The following is an 18449-nucleotide window of genomic DNA, read 5'->3' as shown; positions in this document are numbered from 1 at the left end:
TTGCAAGGCAGCCACCCGCTTAAGACAATGGCCGCGCGAGCCCACTCAATCACGGCACCCCTTGATGAATCCTAGCTTCGCACACTTTCGATTTCCGCTGCTGGCCACGTTCGTGATCTGTGCACTCGGTGCGTGTGCGTCGCTGCCGCCGCCTACCCAGGAACTTTCCGGCGCGCAGCAGGCGGTGGCACGGGCCGACGGCGCGGACGCCGCGCAGCATGCGCCGGACCACCTGGAGACCGCCCGCGACGCACTGGTGCGCGCGCAGGCGGCCATGGCCGCAGGCAAGGAGGAGGACGCCCGCCGCATGGCGTTGGCCGCCGCCGCGGAGGCCGACCTGGCCCATGCCAAGAGCCGCGAAGCCGTGGCACGCGCCGAACTGGCCCAGCGCCAGGCCGAAGTGGCCCAACTGCGTGGCCGCCTGCAACTGGAGGAGGGGCCGTGATGACGCGTCCGGTGTTGATCGCAATGGCCCTCGGCCTGACCCTGGCCGCCGGCCAGGCGTTTGCCCAGGACAAGGCGGATGCCATGGCCCGCCTCAACGCACGACTCGTGGCCGTGGAGGCCGATGCCAGGTTCGCCGGGCTGGCCGCCTATGAGCGATTGCAGGCGCATCAGGCCCTGGACGCGCTGGCCAAGGCGCCCGGTCGCGAGCGCGAGGCGGCCCTGTTCGTGGCCGAGCGCCGGGTGGAGACGGCGGAGATCGCCGCCCGCACCCAGCTCATGCAGCGCGAGATCGACCGCCTGGATCGCGAACGTGGTGAACTCATGCTCGAAGCCTCGCGCCAGGATGCCGCCCGTGCCCGCGCCGAGGCCGAGCGGCTGCGCATGGAGGCCCAGCTGCAAGCGGAAGAGGCCGCCCGCCTGCGGGCCCAGGCCGAAGCCGATGCCCTGGTCCGCCAGGACGTGGAAACCGCGCTGGAAGGCGTGGCCGGTGCCCAGGAGGCCAAGCTGAATGCCGCCCGCGCGCGTGAGCTGCAACTGGCCCGCCAGGAGGCCGAACTCGTGGCCGGGGCCAAGCTGCCGCCGTCCCGGGTGGACGCCCGCGGCGAGGTCTTCACGCTGGCCGGTGAGTCCTTTGCCTCGGGCAAGGCCAGCCTGACCCCGGGCGCCACCAAAACGGTCAAGGCCCTGTCCGCGTACCTGCAGGCGGTCGCCGGCACGCGCGCCCGGGTCGAGGGCCACACCGACAGCCAGGGCAGCGCCGCGGCCAACCGCAGCCTGTCGCAACAGCGGGCCGACGCGGTGCGTGCATCGCTCGTTGCCGGCGGCGTAGCGGCAGGGCGGGTGCAGGCGGTGGGCCACGGTGCCGACCAGCCGGTGGGGGACAACCGCACCGCCGCCGGACGTGCCGCGAACCGCCGGGTGGATGTCGTCGTTTCGTCAAAATAGCGTTATTCATCAGCGGTTTAGTTCGCCAATCGCCTGCGGGGTCCATGTGGCGGGGCCCGGGCCTGCGCGACCGGTCGACCTTCCGTCGGTATTCAACCAAGGCCTATTGCCCACCCGGATTGGCAGGAGTAGGGTCAATCTTCCAAGCGGTCCATTTTCCGCTTGGCGATGAGCCAGGCCCATGCAGCAGGTGTCGAATTCAAAGGATCCCGCCGTCGGCAAGCCGGAGCCGGGGCCCTGTGATCCCGGCCCCCGGATGGATCTGGCCACCATGAAGACTTCCCGCGACGCCTCGACCGCCCGGTCGGGGCGTTTGCATTTGTGCTGAAGGAGGCACTCATGTTCGAAGGTCAACCGCAGCTGGAAATCGACGCGCTGATGAAGAGCAATCCGGAGTTCAAGCAGCTCTACCAACGCCATCAGCTCCTCCACAAGAAGGTGACGGACGCCGAGTTGGGCGTACTCCCGATTGACGACACCACCCTCCACCAGATGAAGCGCGAGAAGCTGGCTGCCAAGGACCGCCTGATCCGCATGTACGACACCCGGTCCCACTGATACCCGCCGACGGGCACCCCGGGCCATCCTCGTCGGCCTTGGGTGCCCGCGGCCGGTTACACTGCGTGGATTCGCCGCACGGTCGCGGCCGCAGGTTCCGAATGCCCATCCACGCCTCCGTACTCGAACTCATCGGCCAGACGCCGATCGTCAAGGCGCGCAACCTCGACACCGGGGTGTGCGAGCTCTACTTCAAGCTGGAATCGCAGAACCCGGGCGGATCGATCAAGGACCGCATCGGCCTGCAGATGATCGAAGCCGCCGAGGCGCGCGGCGACATCAAGCCCGGCGACACCCTGGTCGAAGGCACCGCCGGCAACACCGGCATCGGCCTGGCGCTGGTGGCCCAGCAGAAGGGCTACAAGCTGATCCTCGTGGTGCCGGACAAGATGAGCCGCGAGAAGATCTTCAACCTCAAGGCCATGGGCGCGCAGGTGGTGCTGACCCGGTCGGACGTGGCCAAGGGCCATCCGGACTACTACCAGGACATGGCCGAGCGCATCGCCCGCGAGACCCCGGACGCGTACTTCATCAACCAGTTCGGCAACCCCGACAACCCGGCCGCGCACGAGCACGGCACCGGCCCGGAAATCCTGGCGCAGATGGCCGAGGTGGGCGGGCTGGACGCGATCGTGTTCGGCTGCGGCAGTTCGGGCACCATGACCGGCCTGTCGCGCTGCTTCGCCACGCAGTCGCCGCAGACCGAGCTGATCCTGGCCGACCCGGTGGGCTCGATCCTGGAGGAATACATCAACCGCGGCACGCTGAGCGACAAGTCGGCCAGCTGGATGGTGGAGGGCATCGGCGAGGACTTCCTGCCGCCGATCTCCGATTTCACCCGGGTGAAGAAGGCGTATGCGATCAGCGACAAGGAGAGCTTCCTGAGCGCGCGCCTGCTGCTGGAGAAGGAGGGCATCCTCGGCGGCTCGTCCACCGGCACGCTGCTGGCGGCGGCGCTGAAGTACTGCCAGGAACAGACCCACGCAAAGAAGGTGCTGGTGCTGGTCTGCGATACCGGCAACAAGTACCTGTCGAAGATGTACAACGACTACTGGATGCTGGACAACGGCTTCCTGGCGCGTGAACCGTACAACGATCTGCGCGACCTGATCCTGCGCCCGTTCTCTCAGCGCGACACGGTGGTGGTGGGGTCGAACGACCTGCTGGTCACGGCATACCAGCGCATGAAGCTGTACGACGTCAGCCAGCTGCCGGTGATGGACGGCGACCGCCTCATCGGCATCGTCGACGAGAGCGACGTGCTGCTGCACGTGTACGGCGACGAGTCGCGGTTCCGTGATCCGGTGTCCACGGCGATGGTCAGCAAGCTGGACAAGGTGGACGTGCGCGCGCCGATCGAGGCGCTGCTGCCGGTGTTCGACCGCGGGCACGTGGCCATCGTCACCGAGGGCGAGAAGTTCCTGGGGCTGATTACCCGGATTGATCTGTTGAACTATTTGCGGCGCCGGGTGCAGTAAGTACCCCCGCGCTCCCGCCGAACGAAACGGAATCCATGCCATGACCGATACGCACGCACGCACGTATGCCTTGGGCACGCTCGCCATCCACGCCGGGCAATCTCCCGATCCGAGCACCGGTGCGGTGATGACGCCGATCTACGCGACATCGACCTACGTGCAGTCAAGCCCGGGCGTCCACCAGGGGTTTGAGTACTCGCGCAGCCACAACCCCACGCGCTTCGCCTACGAGCGTTGCGTCGCGGCATTGGAAGGTGGGACGCGCGGCTTCGCCTTTGCATCGGGTTTGGCTGCGACCTCCACAATCCTGGAGTTGCTGGACGCGGGCAGCCATGTCATCGCCATGGACGACGTGTACGGCGGCACCTACCGCCTGTTCGAGCGCGTGCGGCGTCGTTCGGCGGGGCTCGATTTCAGTTGGGTGGACCTGAGCGACGTGGCGGCCTTCGAGGCCGCGATCCGTCCCGACACCAGGATGGTCTGGATCGAGACGCCGACCAACCCGCTGCTGAAGCTGGTGGACATCGAGCAGATCGCGGCCGTCGCCCGCAGGCGCGGCTTGATCGTGGTGGTGGACAACACCTTCTGCTCGCCCGTTATCCAGCGGCCGCTGGAGCTGGGCGCGCACATCGTCATGCATTCAGCCACCAAGTACCTCAACGGCCACTCCGACATCGTCGGCGGCATGGCGGTCGTGGGGGACGATGCCGAGCTGGCGGAGAAGATGGCGTTCCTTCAGAACGCCGTCGGTGGCGTGCAGGGCCCGTTCGACAGCTTCCTGGCGCTGCGTGGGTTGAAGACGCTGCATCTGCGGATGAAGGCGCACTGTGAGAATGCAATGGCGTTGGCGGAATGGCTGCAAGCGCACCCGGCCATCGACAAAGTGGCCTACCCAGGCCTGAACTCGCACCCGCAACATGCACTGGCTGCCCGCCAGATGCACGGGTTCGGCGGGATGGTTTCGATCTGGCTAAAGGGCGGCCCAGATGCCGCCAGGCAGTTCTGCGAGCGTACCGAGCTGTTTGCCTTGGCGGAGTCGCTGGGTGGCGTCGAAAGCCTGGTGAATCACCCTGCCATCATGACCCATGCGTCCGTGCCGGCTGAGCGCCGGGCGGCGCTGGGGGTGACGGACAACCTGGTGCGGTTGAGTGTCGGCGTGGAGGATGTGGTCGACTTGCGTGGGGATGTGGGGCGGGCGCTCGCTTGAGCGTGATGATGGACGGCGACGATAGGCGCTTAGCCCAACGTCGCCAGCAGGATCACGCGAGATGACGTTCCGCGTGATCCCCAAGCCCGCACGCTCATCCGATATCTTATGAGCGTGCTTACTCGGCGGGTGCTTCCGACAATAGGGTGCACGGAATCTGCACGGTCTGCTTGCTGGCCGTTGCCACTGACTCCCAGTAGAACTTGCAGGCGAGGATGTTGTTCGGCGTAGCCTTCCTCGCTGATCGCACGTTCAACATGATCTGGGGCTGTCCGACAATAAGGTCGAGCTTGCTGCGATCGATGACGTCTTCCGCAAGAGTGACCGTGCCTGGACCTTTGAGTTCCTTGGTCGCCTTGCCGAGGTCAAGCAGGCCAAACTCGTTTGTCTGGGTGGAGGCTGCAGGGACCGGGTCGCCGGCGTAAACCGCTTCCACGACAATGCCCTCGGACAACTTCGAGAGCTCTGCCTGCGCCTTGGGTGACAACGTCACTTCGAGCTTGACTGGCGCCACGACCGGTGGGGGCAAGTGGGAGTAGTCTTCCTCGACGGGCGCCGTCGCAGTGGTGGTAGCGGGTGGCGGCACCACGTCCTCTTCCGATTCTTGGCGCGCGCAGCCGGAAACAAGAATCAGCAACATGGCTGCGGTTATCGGGGCGTATCGCACGGGTTTCCTCTCTCTAGCGTGATGGTGCGGACGAATGGCCGTCAGTGCGGCTGCTTGCTTGTGGGCATCCCCCGTGCGGGGGAGGTGTTCGGTATCGTTCCTGTGGCGGGCTGCAACTCCAGTAGTTCGAACTTGTCGACCACCGCTTGGCTGATTGCAGTCATCCGATCATCCGATTCGACGATATAGGGCACGATCATCAAAACAAGCTCAGTCTTGTTCTTGTTGCGTGACTGGCTCTTGAACAGGTTGCCGAGTATCGGCACGTCCTTGATCAGGGGGATGCCGCTGTCCGACTTGGTGTTGCGCTCGGACATCAGGCCGGCCATCACCACCGAGCCGCCATCCCGCAGGCTGAGGGAAGTGTTGAGCGACCGGTTGAAAATCGACGGTGAGCTGATGGCTGCATTGTCCCCGATCGGCAGGGCCTCGCTGACTTCCTGTGTGATGTCCAAGTCGATCCGATCGTCCGAGTAAACCGTTGGCTTGACCCGCAGAATGATGCCGGTCTTCCGGTACTGGATCGATTGCAGGAGGTTCGTATTGCCTTCCGTTTGCTGGTTGGAGGTCGTCGTCATCGTAATGGTTGGCACTTCAGTGCCGATGTCGATGTTCGCCTCGCTGCCGCTCTTCACCAGCAGTCGTGGCGTAGAGAGGATGCTGACGCGGTTGTCGTTGGCAAACGCCGTCAATGCAAGCCGATTCTGCCCCGCGACATCAAGCAGGTAAGTCAGGCCATTGCTCGAGGAACTTCCATTTCCGTTGCCGTTGCCTGACCCGGGGAGGCTGCCGAAGAGCGCGTTACCATCAAAACGCCCAAAGCCATTCTTGGCCAACCAGCTCACGCCAAACTGATCGCCGTCCTCGAGGGTGACTTCCGCAATGGTCACTTCAACCATCACTTGGCGGGGTGCACGATCCATCTGCCGAATCAGCGTCAGCAGTCGCTCCCACTGTGCCGGGTCACCTTGATAGATGAGGGCATTGCGCGGTTCGTCCACCAAAAGCCCTGCAACGCGACCGCTCGACGTTTGTGGTGCTGGCGCTGGCGCACCCCCTTGTGCGGCAGCTTGCGACGTGCCGCCTTGGTTGGCCTGTTGGGCGTTCGACAAGGACATGCTGCCACTCAATACTTGTGACAGCTCCGCTGCCTTGGTGTTCTTGACCTGGTAGTAGAACATCGACTGGGCGCCCGCGGCGGCGTTGGGCTTGTCGAGCTCCCGTGCCCAGGACACGGCGTAATCCAGAACATCCTGAGAAACCGCGAAGACCAAAATGGAGTTGACGGCCTGGATGGGCACGATCAATACGCTCGAAGGAGCGCCAAGCGAGCGGCTGGCGCCATATCCCTGGACGTTGAGCACTTCAACCAATCTGTCCGCCAACTGCTCCGCCGTCATGAAGGCCGGCTCCAGCCGCGTGCTTTTGCGCCCACGCATCAACGGTCGGTCAAAGACGCGCAGCGCGTCGATGGCCTGGCGGATCTGTGCTGGCTTGCCATTGATCAGGACCGCATTGCGAATCGAATCCTCGGTTACCTTTATTTCTTCCCCGAACAGCGTTGTCAGCCAACGTGCAGCGTCACCGCTGCGTACCACTTCCAGTTCAATCAACTGAAACACCGGACGGTGGCTGATCGGGACGGCCGGCAAGGCGCGTCCGCTGACCACCAGAGGTGGAATGGGTGACGCATCCTTGGCTCCCATTTTGATCCGGACGATGCGTCCTTCAATGCTGACCAGTACGCCATATTCTGCGAGTACCTGTCGGGCGATATGGAACAATTCGCGGGGAGGTTGACGTTCTGTTGTATGCAGCGTGACCAGTTCCTGCAACTGGGAAACGGCTGGGTCAATGCTCACATTGAGTCCGAGCATGTTCCCGAAAACCTCATCCGCAAATACCGGAATCGGCAAGTTCTGCACGTTGACGCTCACTGGTTCCGCGTTCATCGGAGGCAGTGAGTCGATGATGTTTTGTCCCGCCGCTACTGTCGCCGCAAGGTCCCGGGTTGGGGTCTGCGTTTGCCGCAATTCCCGCTGCTCCTGGGGCTGGCCTCCCGCTGGTCGTGCACTCTCATCTACGCCAACTCGTTCCGGAACCGCTAACCCTGCGGGAACCGTGAGTTTGGCGGGCGTGGTTGTGCACCCCGACAGGACGGTCAGGCCGAAGGCGATGATGGCGACCGCGTTGCGATGATGGGTCATGTACTACTCTCCCTTTTCTCCGCATCGCTGACGGGAGCGGTGGGCGTCGGACATCCAGTGGATGCACTGATGGGTTGCTGGTAGTGCAACTGGTAGGTGAGCTGGCAGTTGTCCTGCTGTACCTGAATCGTGTTTCCTTCGATCTTGATCAGGCTGCTGCCGTCAGGTAGCGCGCCCCCTGTGCGAATCCGCTCGATCGTCGAATTGTCGAGGCGCATGATCAGGGCAGTAGGCACCGGGGCGTACACCAAACCGGCAAGCCGCCAGGCCGCCTGAGGGTTGCTGCCACCACTGGCGTCTCCAGCCCAGCGCACGCCTTGCCGTGCCTGCTGGTAAGCCTCGCTGGAATAACGCTTGACCCGCTCTTGCGCAGGCACTGACCAGGAGGCTTCGTCCTTCTTCGCCCGCGGAATCGGGGGGGGCGGCCACGCTGCGCCCGCAAGGATCCCGCCCACGCCACAGGCAACCACCCATGGTTGCCATTTCATGGTGCTGGCGCCTGGTTGCGGTAGTACGCATTCATGGAAATGTTGAAATTGTTGTTCTGGTCACTACGAATTTGCGTTGTTTCGATCATGACCAGATTGGTGGCGCTTTCGATCTGGCGCATGAGATCCATTATCTGTCGTGCCGGCATTCCACCGCTGAGCGTGGCATGAACCCGGATGACGCCGGGAATCTCCTCTACTGCCGCGGCCGGGTCTACTGACACTTTGATTTCGTTGCCTTGCGGACTCTTGGCGGTCAAGGACCGCAGCCACGTCTGTAGGCCTGCCTGGGCCAGTCCAGGGGTGGCAACTTCGGGAAGCTCTGCCAGCAGTGCCTTGTGCAGGCGCTCGGTTTCCTGTTCACGTGACAGCCACACATTCTGACCCTGCAGTGACTTGATGCGGCGTAGCTTCACTTCTTCATCGATGGCGCGCTTTTGCAGGTGCACCCGCGCGCTTTCCAATTCCTGCACGACAAACACCAGCAGCAGCGCGACGATCAGGGCCGCTCCCCATTTCAGTCGAGGGTTGGCATCCAGTTGCTGGCGCAACGCATTCCAATGGGGCAGCAGCTTGTTCATGGCGCGGCCTTGTGGGGGTGCGTTACATTGGCCCGCAGGGTGATTTCGTTCTGCTGGCGAGACAATTCCGTGCTGACGTCACTGAACATGGGAGAAGCCTCCCATGCCGACACCAGCGACTGTGCATCGGGGTTCGACATGACCAGTGTTGCCTCCACTCGGTCGGGTGTGGGCTGCAGCCACATGCGGAGTTGCCATTCCTTGCCGGCCATCAGCCGTGAAACTTCGGCGAGCAAGCGGTGTTGCGGCAAACCAGCCCGAAGGGAAAGCAGCGATTCGATGGCGGCAATGTTGCGGTCCGCATTCGCTCGAGCGGAAAGGATCCGCTTCAGCGGTTCATCCAGGTCCTGTGCCGCGTGTTGTGCTCTCCAGATATCTGCAACTGAGCGCAGGATGCTTCCCAGTTGCGTGGATGCCACCAGCACGAACAAGAACCCTGCCGCCAAGGCCGCCTTGGGGAGGTAATGATCGAACCCGGTCAAGGTCGACCCAACTCTTCCGGCGCGTCCGGGGCTCCAGCGTTGCTGTTCTATGGGGGCATCGACGGCAGCGGGTAAGGAAAGACCTGGGTTTGACGGAACGCCTGCGCCACGCAGAAATCCATGCCATTGGTCAGGCGAGGGCATGTCCGGCCACCAGCGGCTCGCGATGAGTATGCCCTGCCTCCAGATTCGCCCTTCAATGCCGTTCGGCAGCCTCAGGATTTCTTCGCTGTCAGAGCCAGCCTTTCCCGTGAGCAGGGCTTCGGGAACGAAATCCACTCGGCGTGGTACCGGCCCGGCCAAGAGTGACCGCACGCGCGCCTGTGACCAGTACCAGACGCTGGCACGGCCCCCTGACCAAACAACCCCGAAGTCCGGATCGGAAAAAGGGGCGGCACGTCGTACGGCCATGCCGACAAAGGCATGACGCTGCTTCTCAGGGATTTTGCTTGCGTCAACCGGAAGGAAGAGGCAAAGCTCCCGGCCTACGATGCAGACCAGTCCGTCCCCTTCGCCCCCCGGCAAGGGCGCGTTGGCCTCACTTCCCAGCCGGATCCGGCTGGGCGAAAAGCGGCGTTTCAGGCGGCTCAGCCACGGCCGGATCGGATTCGTTGCCACGTGGCAGGGTTACCTCGTAATCAAGACGCCATGGTGGGCCGCCGTCATTGAACGGCGTGAGGGTCCAGTGAATCAGTCGCTTAACGCCAAAATGGCGACCCCATAGAGTAAGGTTGCCGGACTGACTTGAAAAGAGGGTCAAGAACTCCGACGCCACCGGAGAAATCGGAAACGTCTGCTCCACCTGCCTGACCGAGGTAAAGGGGACTTCGTTGCGGAGCGCAGCCAATCGCGCCGCCTGATCGACGTCCAGGCCTGGAATCAAGGCCAGGACTGAGGCGGGAGCTGTATTTAGGTTGATAGCGACACTCCTTCCAGTGGTGAGTGTTCCAACCAAGTCGCTGTCGTCTACGCTTTCCAACATGCCGTTCCAGCCAAGGATGCGCCTGAACTCAAGGGGGGTGGTGACGGCCCGGTTTATCGGGATGGGCATTTTTGCTTGTTGGTAATGCAGTTTCTCCGCGCCATTGAGCCGGTGAAGGTCATCCGGGTCCTGATAGTCCAGGCGTTTGGCGTCCAGTGCATTCCACTGGTCGGGAGGGACTTTCAGGCTCGAATAGAACCCATTGATGAGCGCAGGGGGTGACCAGTTCGGACTGATCAGGCCGCGGTCGTCCTGCAGCGAGAACACGATATCGCCCAGGCCTGCGTAGGCGGTTCCATCCAGCTTGATTTCGTTGCCCACGGGCATCACGGCCACTCCGTCCAGATCCTCATCCGCTGGAATCCGGGAGGCCTGCGCCTTGGCATCGTCCACGGTGAGGCCGGCAAGTGTGCGTGGCTGCGTGGACAGCATGAACAGCAGCGTGTCTCGGGTGGACACCGCCTCTAGTTCACGGTCGAACTGGTCGAGATTGGCCTGTGCCTCGCTTACGGCTTGACTGGCCGTGACCGCGACGGAGCTCGCCAACAGCGTCAGGACCACCAACAAGGCCAGCACGATTACCAGGACAAAGCCGCTGGCTTGCTGGGGGGGGCGGGGCGGCCTAATCACGGTCCGGCTCGTAGGGAAGGTCGGTTGGGTTGCGTGGTCCGAAAATCTCGGTGACCCAGATTCGGGAGGCGGCGCCCTCCGCGCCCACCCGAACCAGGGCAACCGCCGCCGGCAGCTGGTCGCCGACACCAAGGGCCGGTGGCCACTCGCGGTGATCGCGGCCGTCCTTGTCCAGATACGTGAAGTGCGCGGCTCGTGTGTCCGAGAGCGGCAGTCGCATCGTGGTGCCGTCCTCTTCCAGTACCAGCGCCGGGCCGGCGCGGGGGGATGTGTCCAGCTTCCAGCGAACCGCCGTCGCCCCGCCCTGACTGGCCAGGACCGGCGCAAGTGTCACACCGTGCAACTGCGTTGCGTCTCCGCTGAAGCTGACGGGGACTGTTGCGACGAGGCCGTGCAGGGACGCGCGAAGCCAGCTTTCGGTGAGTGCCGAATGCCGCGCGTCGCTGCCGAGGGTCGCAATGGCGGCATTGGCGCGCTGCCATTGGCTCAGTGACTGGAACCCCAAGGCCAAGGCCATGCTGGCAATCATCAGGACCACCATCATTTCCAGCAATGTCAGCCCCGACATGGATTTGCTCATGGCGCAATCAGTCCGCTTCGCCGCTCAAGTCCCTGACCGCTTCCCATCCCGCACGGCGCAAGCGGAATTGTTTGACCAGACGTCCTTCGCGCGTGACCTTGACGTCAACGTCAAACAGCGTGAAATCGAACAGCGTGGGCATACCTGCCCGGCTGATGCCGCTACGGCGCGCAAACGCTGGCGTCGCCTGCCAAGCGACGCTGATCGGCCCAATGGTTCGTTGTCCGCGTGGGTCCAGCATGGGATTGACGGTCTCCATGATGGCCAAGGCGGATCGCGCATCCTCAAGGGCCCGTGACTGAGCCTGTACGCGTGTCAGCGCCAATGTGCTGGACGAAAGCCACCCGTACAGCACCAACAGGGTCGACGCCATCACCACCATCGCGACGATGGCTTCCAGCAACGAGAAGCCTTGCGCGTGGCGGGTGCTTGGCGCGCGGATCACTTGGTGCCCGCCGGCAGGAGCCGCACCCGGCAAAAGGGGGCTTCGAGCTTGAACGGGAGCGTCTGGTAACCCGTCTGCAACGTGCCACTGGCCCCGTTGCACGCACCATTGGCCCGCACCACCAACGGGGTGTCAAGATTCAACCGCCACCCCTCTGGCATCGCTATCGCCTTCGAGAGCTCCTGGGCGTCATCCGGCTTCAAGCGCCACTCCCTGCCCTTGGCCCGTGCGGTGACTGGCAGAGTGGCGAGATCACGCAACACGCGCTCAACCTTGTCCGCTTCGCGCCAGGTCCGGATCATCCGATAGCTTGACGGAGCCACCATGGCGGTCGCCAAGGCCAGCAATGCCATCACGACCACCATTTCCAGCAGCGTGTAGCCGCGCAGGGGCGTCATTGGTCGGGGAGTTGGCCGATATCCGCGTCATTGCCCTCACCGCCGGGTTGACCATCGGCTCCGAGCGAAAACAGTGAAAATGCGTGGTTGCCCGAAGGCTTCGGGGCGTACTGGTAGGCATTGCCCCACGGGTCCTGAGGGACCCCATCTTCCAGGTACGGGCCCTGCCAGCGCTGGGCAAGCTGGGTATTCGATGGGCGCTCGGCCAGCAGTGCAAGCCCCTCTTCCTCGGTGGGCAGGCGCCCGATGTCCAGGCGCATCGTTTCCAGGGTTCCCCGCAGCATCCGGACTTGCGTCTCGGCCGTCTGTACCTTGGCCTTGTCGGCTTGGCTGAAGAGTCGCGGTCCCACCAGGCCCATGATCAACCCGATGATCACGAGCACCACGATCATTTCGAGCAGGGTGAAGCCGCGGGAGGCTTGCGCGGAGTGTCGGGCGGCAAGGCGAGAACGCATGGGCGGAAATCCGGTGGTAGGGGAACGCAGCTGCCGATTCTAGCGCCTTTGCTGTCACGCTTCCCTGTACGAAGCCCGGCAGGGGATTGGCTGTTACCCTTACGGCCTTTGCATCAAGGGCCCACTGCCCGCATGAGCCGCGTTCACTTTCAGCGACCGCTTGAACTGTTCACCCTCTGGCGCACCCTGGTTGCGCAGGATGTGGCGGTGCGCTACCGCGGCACCCTGCTGGGCCGGGCCTGGCCCGTCATCATGCCGCTGGTGATGCTGGCGGTATACGGTTTCGTGTTTGGGGCGGTTTTCCGGGCCCGCTGGCCAGGCTTGGCCGACGGCGACCATCTGGGGTTTGCGCTCAATCTTTTCACCGGGTTGCTGGTGCATGGCTTGTTCGCGGAAGCGGTGGGCCAGTCGCCGGGGCTGATGCAGCGGAACAGCAACTTCGTGCGCAAGATGGTGTTCCCCTTGCCCGTGCTGGTGGCGGTGCCGTTGGGCAGCGCCTTGGTCCACGCCGTGGTGGGGTTCGCACTGCTGGTGGTGGTCAACGGCACCTTGGGCGAGGGGTGGCACCTTTCGGCGCTGGCGGCGCCGTTGATCCTGCTTCCGTATCTTGCCCTGCTGTATGGATTGGCGCTCGTGTTCGCCGGCTTGGGCGTGTACCTGCGCGACCTGGGGCAAGTGGCCACGGTGCTGGTCATGATCGCCATGTTCACGGGCACGGTGTTCTTCCCGCGCAGCATGGTCCCGCCTGCGTTGGCGGGCGTGATCGACATCAACCCCATCAGTTGGCCGACCGAGGCGTTGCGCGACTGCATCCTGCGCGGCATTTGGCCGGATCCGTCAGCCCTTGGGCTGTATTTTTCCGCTGCAGCCGCCCTGCTTGCATTGGGGTGGCTGACATTTTCGGTGCTGCGGAGGGGGTTTGCGGATCTGCTGTGACCTGCGCGGGGGAAGACATCCCCCGGGCGATCCGGGACAATGCTTGCAACCGCGACCGTGCTTTCCATGGTGCCAATGAACGCCACTCCAGCCGAACTGCCCGCCCCGATGCTGCTGGGGGAGATCCTGTTGGAGCGTGGGGCAGTGCGACCTGCGGACCTGGAACGTGCGGTCGAACTGCAGCGGAGCGTGGGCGGGCGGCTGGGGAGCCTGTTGATTCGCATCGGCGCGCTGTCGGAGGATCAGCTACTGGATGCATTGTCGGCCCAGTTGGGGCTCCCCGTGGCCGGCCGCGATGTGGAATTGCCGGCCACCGTGGCCGAGTGGGTCGTTCCTGGGACCGACGCGGCGTCCACCGACTGGATGGTGGATCAGGGGGCGCTGCTTTGGGAGGACGGTGAGGGCCAGGCATGGTGTGCCAGTCGCGACCCATTGGATCTCCCCCTCCAGGAAGCACTGGCTTACTTGTACCCGCACCGTGAGATCAGGCCGGTGTTGGCCGCCTCGCAGACCATCGAGCGCACCCTGGACGCGTTGGCGCAGGCTTCGCGCGAAAGCGAACCCGGCGCGGACGATGTGCGTCATCTGCGGGAGCTGGCCGAGGAGGCGCCCGTCGTCGAGTTGGTCAACAGCTTGATGGCGCAAGCGGTCGAGCAGCGCGCGTCCGACATCCACCTGGAGCCCGATGAGCACCAGTTCACCGTGCGTTTCCGTATTGATGGCGTGCTGTACACCCGCCTGCAATTGCCGCGGGAGCGTTTCAATGCGGTGGCGTCGCGGCTCAAGCTGATCTCGGGCATGGATATCGCCGAGCGCCGGTTGCCGCAGGACGGGCGGTTGAGCGTGCGAGCCAGCGGCCAGGCCATGGACATCCGCGCCTCGGCGTTGCCGGGCGTGCATGGCGAGTCGATCGTGCTGCGCCTGCTGCCCAAGGAGCGCAAGGACCTGGGCCTGGACCTGCTGGGCATGGCGCCCGACCATCTGGAGATGCTCAGCGGGTGGACCCGTGAGGCGCACGGCATTGTGCTGGTCACCGGCCCTACCGGTTCAGGCAAATCGACCACACTGTATGCGGCGCTGGCGGCCAGCAATGACGGGTTGAAGAAAATCATCACCGTCGAGGACCCGGTGGAGTTTCAACTCCCTGGCATCACCCAGATCCAGACCCATGCGGATATCGGTTTGACGTTTGCCAGCGTGTTGCGCTCCATCCTGCGCCAGGACCCGGACGTGATCATGGTGGGTGAAATCCGTGACCGTGAAACCGCCGAAATCGCCATCCAAGCCGCGCTGACCGGGCATCTGGTCCTGTCCACGGTGCACACCAATGATGCGCTGGGCGCCTTCACCCGATTGATCGACATGGGGGTGGAGCCGTTCCTGGTGGCCACCCCGCTCAAGGGCGTGCAGGCCCAGCGCCTGGTGCGGCGCCTGTGCCCGCATTGCGCCAAGCCCGCCACGCATGTGCTGCCCGCCATCGCCGACGAAACCGCCCAGTGGGCCCGGCGCGTGCTGGGCGATGCGCCCGCACGCTGGCATGAGCCGGTCGGGTGCGCGCAGTGCCAACACACCGGCTATCGGGGGCGGGTGGGCATCTACGAGCTGGTGCCGGTGGATGAGACCATGCAGCAGGCGGTGGTCAGCGGTGCCAGCCAACAGCAGTTGCGGGCCATGGCGCGTGAACGCGGTCACCGCTTCCTGCGTGAGGACGGGCTGCTCAAGGCCTGGCAGGGCGTGACCTCGGTGGACGAGGTGCTGCGCGTGACGGCGGTCTGACGACATGCCGCTCTACCACTTCCAGGCGCTCAACGCCGACGGGGTCGCGCTCTCCGGCGAGCTGAGTGCGCAGTCCGAACGTGAAGCGGCCCGCCTGCTGGAGCGCCGTGGTCTGTCGGTGGTTGCGCTTCATGCCGGGGGCGGGCGGGCGCTGCCGCAAGGGCGCCGCCGCGAGCGACGCCTCCACACCGGCGATATCATCCTGGCGCTGCACGAACTGTCGACGCTGCTGAACTCGGGTGTTGGCCTGGCCGAGGCGGTGTCCGCCCAGGTACGTTCCGCGCACCACCCGCGCCTGCTCCAGGCCTTCGAGGGCATGTCCGCAGGGCTGCGCCAGGGGCAGCCATTCTCGCAGGTGCTGGGGGCCTCCGGGCTGCCGCTGCCCGAGTACGTCGGCACGCTGGTGCGCAGTGGAGAGAAGGCCGGTCTGCTGGGGCGGGCGCTGAGCGACGCAGTCGCGCAGATGGAATACGACCGCGCCGTGCGCGGCGAGGTGCGGCAGGCACTGACCTATCCGGCCATTCTGGTGCTGGCCGGGCTGGGCGCAGTGGTGATGATGTTTACCTTCGTGGTGCCCAAGTTTGCCGCGCTGCTGAAACGGGCCGATGACCTGCCATTCCTGGCGTGGGCGGTGCTCAACACGGGCATGCTCGCGCGCGAGTACTTCTGGCTGGTGCTGCTGCTCGTGGGAGTGGCAGCAGCAGGGCTGGTGCGTGCGTTGCGCAACCCCATTACCGTGGCGCGCTGGTACGAAAAGCTCGAGCGCGTCCCCGTGCTGGGCACGTGGCGGGTGGAGTCCGAGACCGCCGCGTGGGCGCGGATCCTGGCCACGCTGCTGGGCAACCGCGTGCCGCTGATGGAGGCCCTCGGGCTGGCCCAGGCGGGTGTGAGGGCCCCGGGCCGCCGGGCGCGGCTGGAGGAAGCGTCCCGTACGGTGCGCAATGGCGGCACGCTGGCCGATGCGCTGGAGGAACAGGGCACCTTGACCGCCACCGGCTACAACCTGGTGCGGGTGGGCGAGCGCTCGGGCGAGTTGCCGGCCATGCTGCAGTCGCTGGCGCGCATGTGCGAGGAGTCCGGGCGCACGCGCATGAAGCAGTTTCTGGCGCTTCTGGAGCCCATCGCCATCCTGCTGATCGGCTCGATGATTGGCGTGATCATGATCGGCATCATCCTGGCCATCACCAGTGCCAACGACATTGCCGTATGATCCGGTTCGTGACCGGGTGCACACCTGGTGCCCGTTGGTACACTATTTAGTGTGTCAAAATCGTGGCGCCCGGGGTGCCTGCGGCCTTGACAGGCTGAACAAACTCAAGAATCTTTCTCTGCTGACGCCCTTTTTGGGCGGCGAGCAGGGGCCGCAAAGGGGGGAGGGGACGCTGCCCGCTTTACGAACGCTTGACGGATGCAGTAACGCTTGGTTAACGTGCCCCCCGTAGCTTGCTGTCCGGGGACTCGAGGGGATGTTTCATTAAACCTCTTTGTCGGGTTCACGAAAGCGACCGGTTGCCAGAGGGCGTGCCCAACGGTACCGGGGTAAGCAGGTGGCCGGTAAAGAGCTACACGTAAGTTAACTTTCAAAACCTCATGGAGTTGATCGACATGTCGAAGTTCCACAAGAACACCGTCGCGCTCGCCGTTGCCGCAGCCCTGTCGCTGCCGGCCGTTGCGATGGCGGCCACGGCCGGTTACCCGGCCAACACGAATTCCACGTTCGCCAGCAACCTGTTCGGCAGCCAGAACGCCGCCATCTCGAACACGGCGGCGTACACCATTTCCACCGTCTCGACCGACAACATCATCGGCCGCACCACTGGCTTCGGCGTGCGCGTGACGCTGGGCAATGGCGTGCGTTTCGCCACCACGACGGTTGCTCCGACGCAGGGCGCTGCTCTTGTCGGCTACTCCGCGCCGGCACTTGCCGCTGCGATTCCGGCGGCCGGTTCGGCCACTGCCGTGTTCTCGGTCACCCCGGCCCCGGCCCCGGCCGTCCCGAACATCACCGTGGGTGCGCTCCTGAACTGGGCTGCGGGCGACATCGACCTGATCAACCTTGGCGCGCTGGCCAACGGTGGCTCGGTCCCGGTGACCATCGAGCTGTTCGACTCCAACACCGCGCAGGTGTTCCAGACCATCACCGGCGCCGCGCTGGCGACCTCGGTCGAGGGCACCACGGTGGTGGTCAACCCGCAGAACGGTGACACCCTGAAGCGCATCGACGTCGGCACCTGCACCAACCCGACCGTGGCCGCCAAGCTGCGCTTCTCGCCGAACGGCCAGATCGGCAACAGCTGTGGTAGCGCTGACACCGACCGTCTGCAGTTCAACGCCGGCTCGATCGCCCTGGGCATCACTCAGGTGGGTGCTCTGGGTGCCGTGCGCGCTGACGGCTTCACCGGTGCCAACAACTCCGGCACCCCGGGCGCGGGTGTGTTCCAGTACGACGCCGCTAACGACGCTATCGCCGTGACCGTGACCGGTACCGACTTCGGTGCGTTCAATGCCGCCACGGGCAATGACCGCGTGTACCTGAGCGCGGCCGCCAACTGCGATGCCGCCATCGGCGGTGGCAACGGCAACGGCATCATCAGCGGCGGCAACACGATCACCTTCGATACCGTCGCGGCTGACTGGGGTGGCGCCAACGGCGGCACGCTGTTCGTCTGCTTCGCCACCACCGCCGCGACCGCCATCGTGCCGCAGCTGGTGGATGCCAACGTCGAGATCGACTTCGCCAACGCCAACGTGATCGATCCGTCGGCCCGCCTCGGCGCCCTGCTGCCGCTGCGCTACAACGGCACCGTGCTGGAGTTCCAGAACGTCAACCCGGCCGCCAACAGCCGTGCCCAGTCGTTCCTGCGCTTCACCAACAACGGCCCGATCACCTGCCCGGTCACCCTGACCGCCCAGGACGACAACGGCGTCGCCGGTGACAGCACCATCAAGTTCAACATGGCCGTGGGCACCTCGGTCACGCTGAACTCGGAAGACCTGGAGAACGGTTCGGCCAAGGGCACCGGCAGCTTCGGCGACGGCGCTGGTCGCTGGTACGTGACCGCCGACGGCGAGTGCGCCGGCCTGGTGGGCTCGGCCCTGAACCGCAACCTGGAAACCGGCACCATCACCAACCTGACCCCGGACAAGCGTTAATCCTGGCTCAGTGAGGTAACCCGGGACGGGCGGC

19 protein-coding genes are annotated in these 18449 nt (G+C 64.7%); 9 read left to right on the top strand and 10 right to left on the bottom strand.

Translation table 11 applies throughout. From position 1 onward, the window contains the following. Nucleotides 1-64 precede the first annotated feature (64 nt). From IP93_RS01390 to IP93_RS01370, 5 genes are all read left to right on the top strand, one after another. Nucleotides 65-445: a DUF4398 domain-containing protein gene (locus IP93_RS01390; RefSeq protein WP_144811227.1), complete on the top strand. Its 381-nt coding sequence runs from the start codon at nt 65-67 to the stop codon at nt 443-445. Further along, entirely contained in the window at nt 445-1392 is a 948-nt protein-coding gene (locus IP93_RS01385; protein ID WP_144811226.1) for an OmpA family protein, read from the top strand. Before IP93_RS01390 ends, IP93_RS01385 begins: the two co-directional genes overlap by 1 nt. Nucleotides 1393-1731: 339 nt before the next feature. Beyond that, complete coding sequence (locus IP93_RS01380) at nt 1732-1950, top strand: HP1242/YdcH family protein (protein ID WP_144811224.1); 219 nt, start codon at nt 1732-1734, stop codon at nt 1948-1950. A 101-nt stretch (nt 1951-2051) separates the two neighbouring features. Then, entirely contained in the window at nt 2052-3428 is a 1377-nt protein-coding gene (locus tag IP93_RS01375) for a pyridoxal-phosphate dependent enzyme (RefSeq protein WP_144811222.1), read from the top strand. Nucleotides 3429-3468: 40 nt separating this feature from the next. Next, nucleotides 3469-4635 (top strand): cystathionine gamma-synthase, encoded by a 1167-nt coding sequence (locus IP93_RS01370; protein WP_144811221.1) that lies wholly within the window; start codon nt 3469-3471, stop codon nt 4633-4635. Nucleotides 4636-4753: 118 nt separating this feature from the next. Here IP93_RS01370 and IP93_RS01365 read toward each other — a convergent pair whose 3' ends face one another. The 10 genes from IP93_RS01365 to gspG form a co-directional block, all read right to left on the bottom strand. Next, nucleotides 4754-5275, bottom strand: coding sequence for a hypothetical protein (locus IP93_RS01365; RefSeq protein ID WP_144811219.1), 522 nt, complete (start codon nt 5273-5275; stop codon nt 4754-4756). Between the two features lie 68 nt (nt 5276-5343). After that, nucleotides 5344-7509 carry a type II secretion system protein GspD gene (locus tag IP93_RS01360; protein ID WP_144811217.1) on the bottom strand — a complete coding sequence of 722 codons (2166 nt, stop codon included), beginning with the start codon at nt 7507-7509 and terminating at the stop codon, nt 5344-5346. Next, on the bottom strand, nt 7506-7997 hold the full coding sequence (locus IP93_RS01355) for a hypothetical protein (protein WP_144811216.1): 492 nt from the start codon (nt 7995-7997) through the stop codon (nt 7506-7508). Before IP93_RS01355 ends, IP93_RS01360 begins: the two co-directional genes overlap by 4 nt. Continuing rightward, nucleotides 7994-8578 (bottom strand): hypothetical protein, encoded by a 585-nt coding sequence (locus IP93_RS01350; protein ID WP_144811214.1) that lies wholly within the window; start codon nt 8576-8578, stop codon nt 7994-7996. The genes IP93_RS01355 and IP93_RS01350 overlap by 4 nt, the downstream gene beginning before the upstream one ends. Next, nucleotides 8575-9339 (bottom strand): hypothetical protein, encoded by a 765-nt coding sequence (locus IP93_RS01345; protein ID WP_144811212.1) that lies wholly within the window; start codon nt 9337-9339, stop codon nt 8575-8577. The genes IP93_RS01350 and IP93_RS01345 overlap by 4 nt, the downstream gene beginning before the upstream one ends. A 259-nt stretch (nt 9340-9598) precedes the next feature. Beyond that, nucleotides 9599-10618 carry a type II secretion system protein GspK gene (locus IP93_RS01340; RefSeq protein WP_144811211.1) on the bottom strand — a complete coding sequence of 340 codons (1020 nt, stop codon included), beginning with the start codon at nt 10616-10618 and terminating at the stop codon, nt 9599-9601. A 46-nt stretch (nt 10619-10664) separates the two neighbouring features. Beyond that, the gene (locus tag IP93_RS01335; protein WP_144811209.1) at nt 10665-11252 is read right to left on the bottom strand and encodes a pilus assembly FimT family protein; all 588 of its coding nucleotides are present in this window, start codon (nt 11250-11252) and stop codon (nt 10665-10667) included. 7 nt (nt 11253-11259) lie between these two features. Beyond that, nucleotides 11260-11697 (bottom strand): PulJ/GspJ family protein, encoded by a 438-nt coding sequence (locus IP93_RS01330; protein ID WP_158636242.1) that lies wholly within the window; start codon nt 11695-11697, stop codon nt 11260-11262. Next, on the bottom strand, nt 11694-12095 hold the full coding sequence (locus IP93_RS01325; RefSeq protein ID WP_144811206.1) for a pilus assembly FimT family protein: 402 nt from the start codon (nt 12093-12095) through the stop codon (nt 11694-11696). Before IP93_RS01325 ends, IP93_RS01330 begins: the two co-directional genes overlap by 4 nt. Beyond that, entirely contained in the window at nt 12092-12550 is a 459-nt protein-coding gene (gene gspG / locus IP93_RS01320) for a type II secretion system major pseudopilin GspG (RefSeq protein ID WP_144811205.1), read from the bottom strand. Before gspG ends, IP93_RS01325 begins: the two co-directional genes overlap by 4 nt. A 132-nt stretch (nt 12551-12682) precedes the next feature. Here gspG and IP93_RS01315 point away from each other — a divergent pair, with 132 nt between their 5' ends. The 4 genes from IP93_RS01315 to IP93_RS01300 all read left to right on the top strand — a co-directional run bounded on the left by IP93_RS01315 (nt 12683) and on the right by IP93_RS01300 (nt 18415). Continuing rightward, complete coding sequence (locus IP93_RS01315) at nt 12683-13486, top strand: ABC transporter permease (protein ID WP_144811203.1); 804 nt, start codon at nt 12683-12685, stop codon at nt 13484-13486. Nucleotides 13487-13561: 75 nt separating this feature from the next. Next, on the top strand, nt 13562-15262 hold the full coding sequence (locus IP93_RS01310) for a GspE/PulE family protein (protein WP_199747027.1): 1701 nt from the start codon (nt 13562-13564) through the stop codon (nt 15260-15262). 4 nt (nt 15263-15266) lie between these two features. Further along, nucleotides 15267-16472, top strand: a complete 1206-nt coding sequence (locus IP93_RS01305) for a type II secretion system F family protein (RefSeq protein WP_144811202.1) — start codon at nt 15267-15269, stop codon at nt 16470-16472. Nucleotides 16473-16867: 395 nt separating this feature from the next. Beyond that, on the top strand, nt 16868-18415 hold the full coding sequence (locus IP93_RS01300; RefSeq protein ID WP_144811200.1) for a hypothetical protein: 1548 nt from the start codon (nt 16868-16870) through the stop codon (nt 18413-18415). The last annotated feature ends 34 nt before the right edge of the window (nt 18416-18449 follow it).

Source organism: Aerolutibacter ruishenii, assembly GCF_007830115.1.
Lineage (GTDB): Bacteria > Pseudomonadota > Gammaproteobacteria > Xanthomonadales > Xanthomonadaceae > Aerolutibacter > Aerolutibacter ruishenii.
The sequence above is the reverse complement of the archived record's forward strand: the minus strand, read 5'-3'. Positions and strand labels throughout refer to the sequence as shown.

Excerpts from the sequence above, each read along its gene's own strand:
- IP93_RS01390 (WP_144811227.1), top strand. The coding sequence starts at position 65 with ATGAATCCTAGCTTCGCACACTTTCGATTTCCGCTGCTGGCCACGTTC.
- IP93_RS01375 (WP_144811222.1), top strand. The coding sequence starts at position 2,052 with ATGCCCATCCACGCCTCCGTACTCGAACTCATCGGCCAGACGCCGATC.
- IP93_RS01325 (WP_144811206.1), bottom strand. The coding sequence starts at position 12,095 with ATGACGCCCCTGCGCGGCTACACGCTGCTGGAAATGGTGGTCGTGATG.
- IP93_RS01380 (WP_144811224.1), top strand. The coding sequence starts at position 1,732 with ATGTTCGAAGGTCAACCGCAGCTGGAAATCGACGCGCTGATGAAGAGC.
- IP93_RS01385 (WP_144811226.1), top strand. The coding sequence starts at position 445 with ATGACGCGTCCGGTGTTGATCGCAATGGCCCTCGGCCTGACCCTGGCC.
- IP93_RS01355 (WP_144811216.1), bottom strand. The coding sequence starts at position 7,997 with ATGAAATGGCAACCATGGGTGGTTGCCTGTGGCGTGGGCGGGATCCTT.
- IP93_RS01305 (WP_144811202.1), top strand. The coding sequence starts at position 15,267 with ATGCCGCTCTACCACTTCCAGGCGCTCAACGCCGACGGGGTCGCGCTC.
- IP93_RS01335 (WP_144811209.1), bottom strand. The coding sequence starts at position 11,252 with ATGAGCAAATCCATGTCGGGGCTGACATTGCTGGAAATGATGGTGGTC.
- IP93_RS01360 (WP_144811217.1), bottom strand. The coding sequence starts at position 7,509 with ATGACCCATCATCGCAACGCGGTCGCCATCATCGCCTTCGGCCTGACC.
- IP93_RS01370 (WP_144811221.1), top strand. The coding sequence starts at position 3,469 with ATGACCGATACGCACGCACGCACGTATGCCTTGGGCACGCTCGCCATC.
- IP93_RS01365 (WP_144811219.1), bottom strand. The coding sequence starts at position 5,275 with ATGTTGCTGATTCTTGTTTCCGGCTGCGCGCGCCAAGAATCGGAAGAG.
- IP93_RS01300 (WP_144811200.1), top strand. The coding sequence starts at position 16,868 with ATGTCGAAGTTCCACAAGAACACCGTCGCGCTCGCCGTTGCCGCAGCC.
- gspG (WP_144811205.1), bottom strand. The coding sequence starts at position 12,550 with ATGCGTTCTCGCCTTGCCGCCCGACACTCCGCGCAAGCCTCCCGCGGC.
- IP93_RS01310 (WP_199747027.1), top strand. The coding sequence starts at position 13,562 with ATGAACGCCACTCCAGCCGAACTGCCCGCCCCGATGCTGCTGGGGGAG.
- IP93_RS01315 (WP_144811203.1), top strand. The coding sequence starts at position 12,683 with ATGAGCCGCGTTCACTTTCAGCGACCGCTTGAACTGTTCACCCTCTGG.
- IP93_RS01350 (WP_144811214.1), bottom strand. The coding sequence starts at position 8,578 with ATGAACAAGCTGCTGCCCCATTGGAATGCGTTGCGCCAGCAACTGGAT.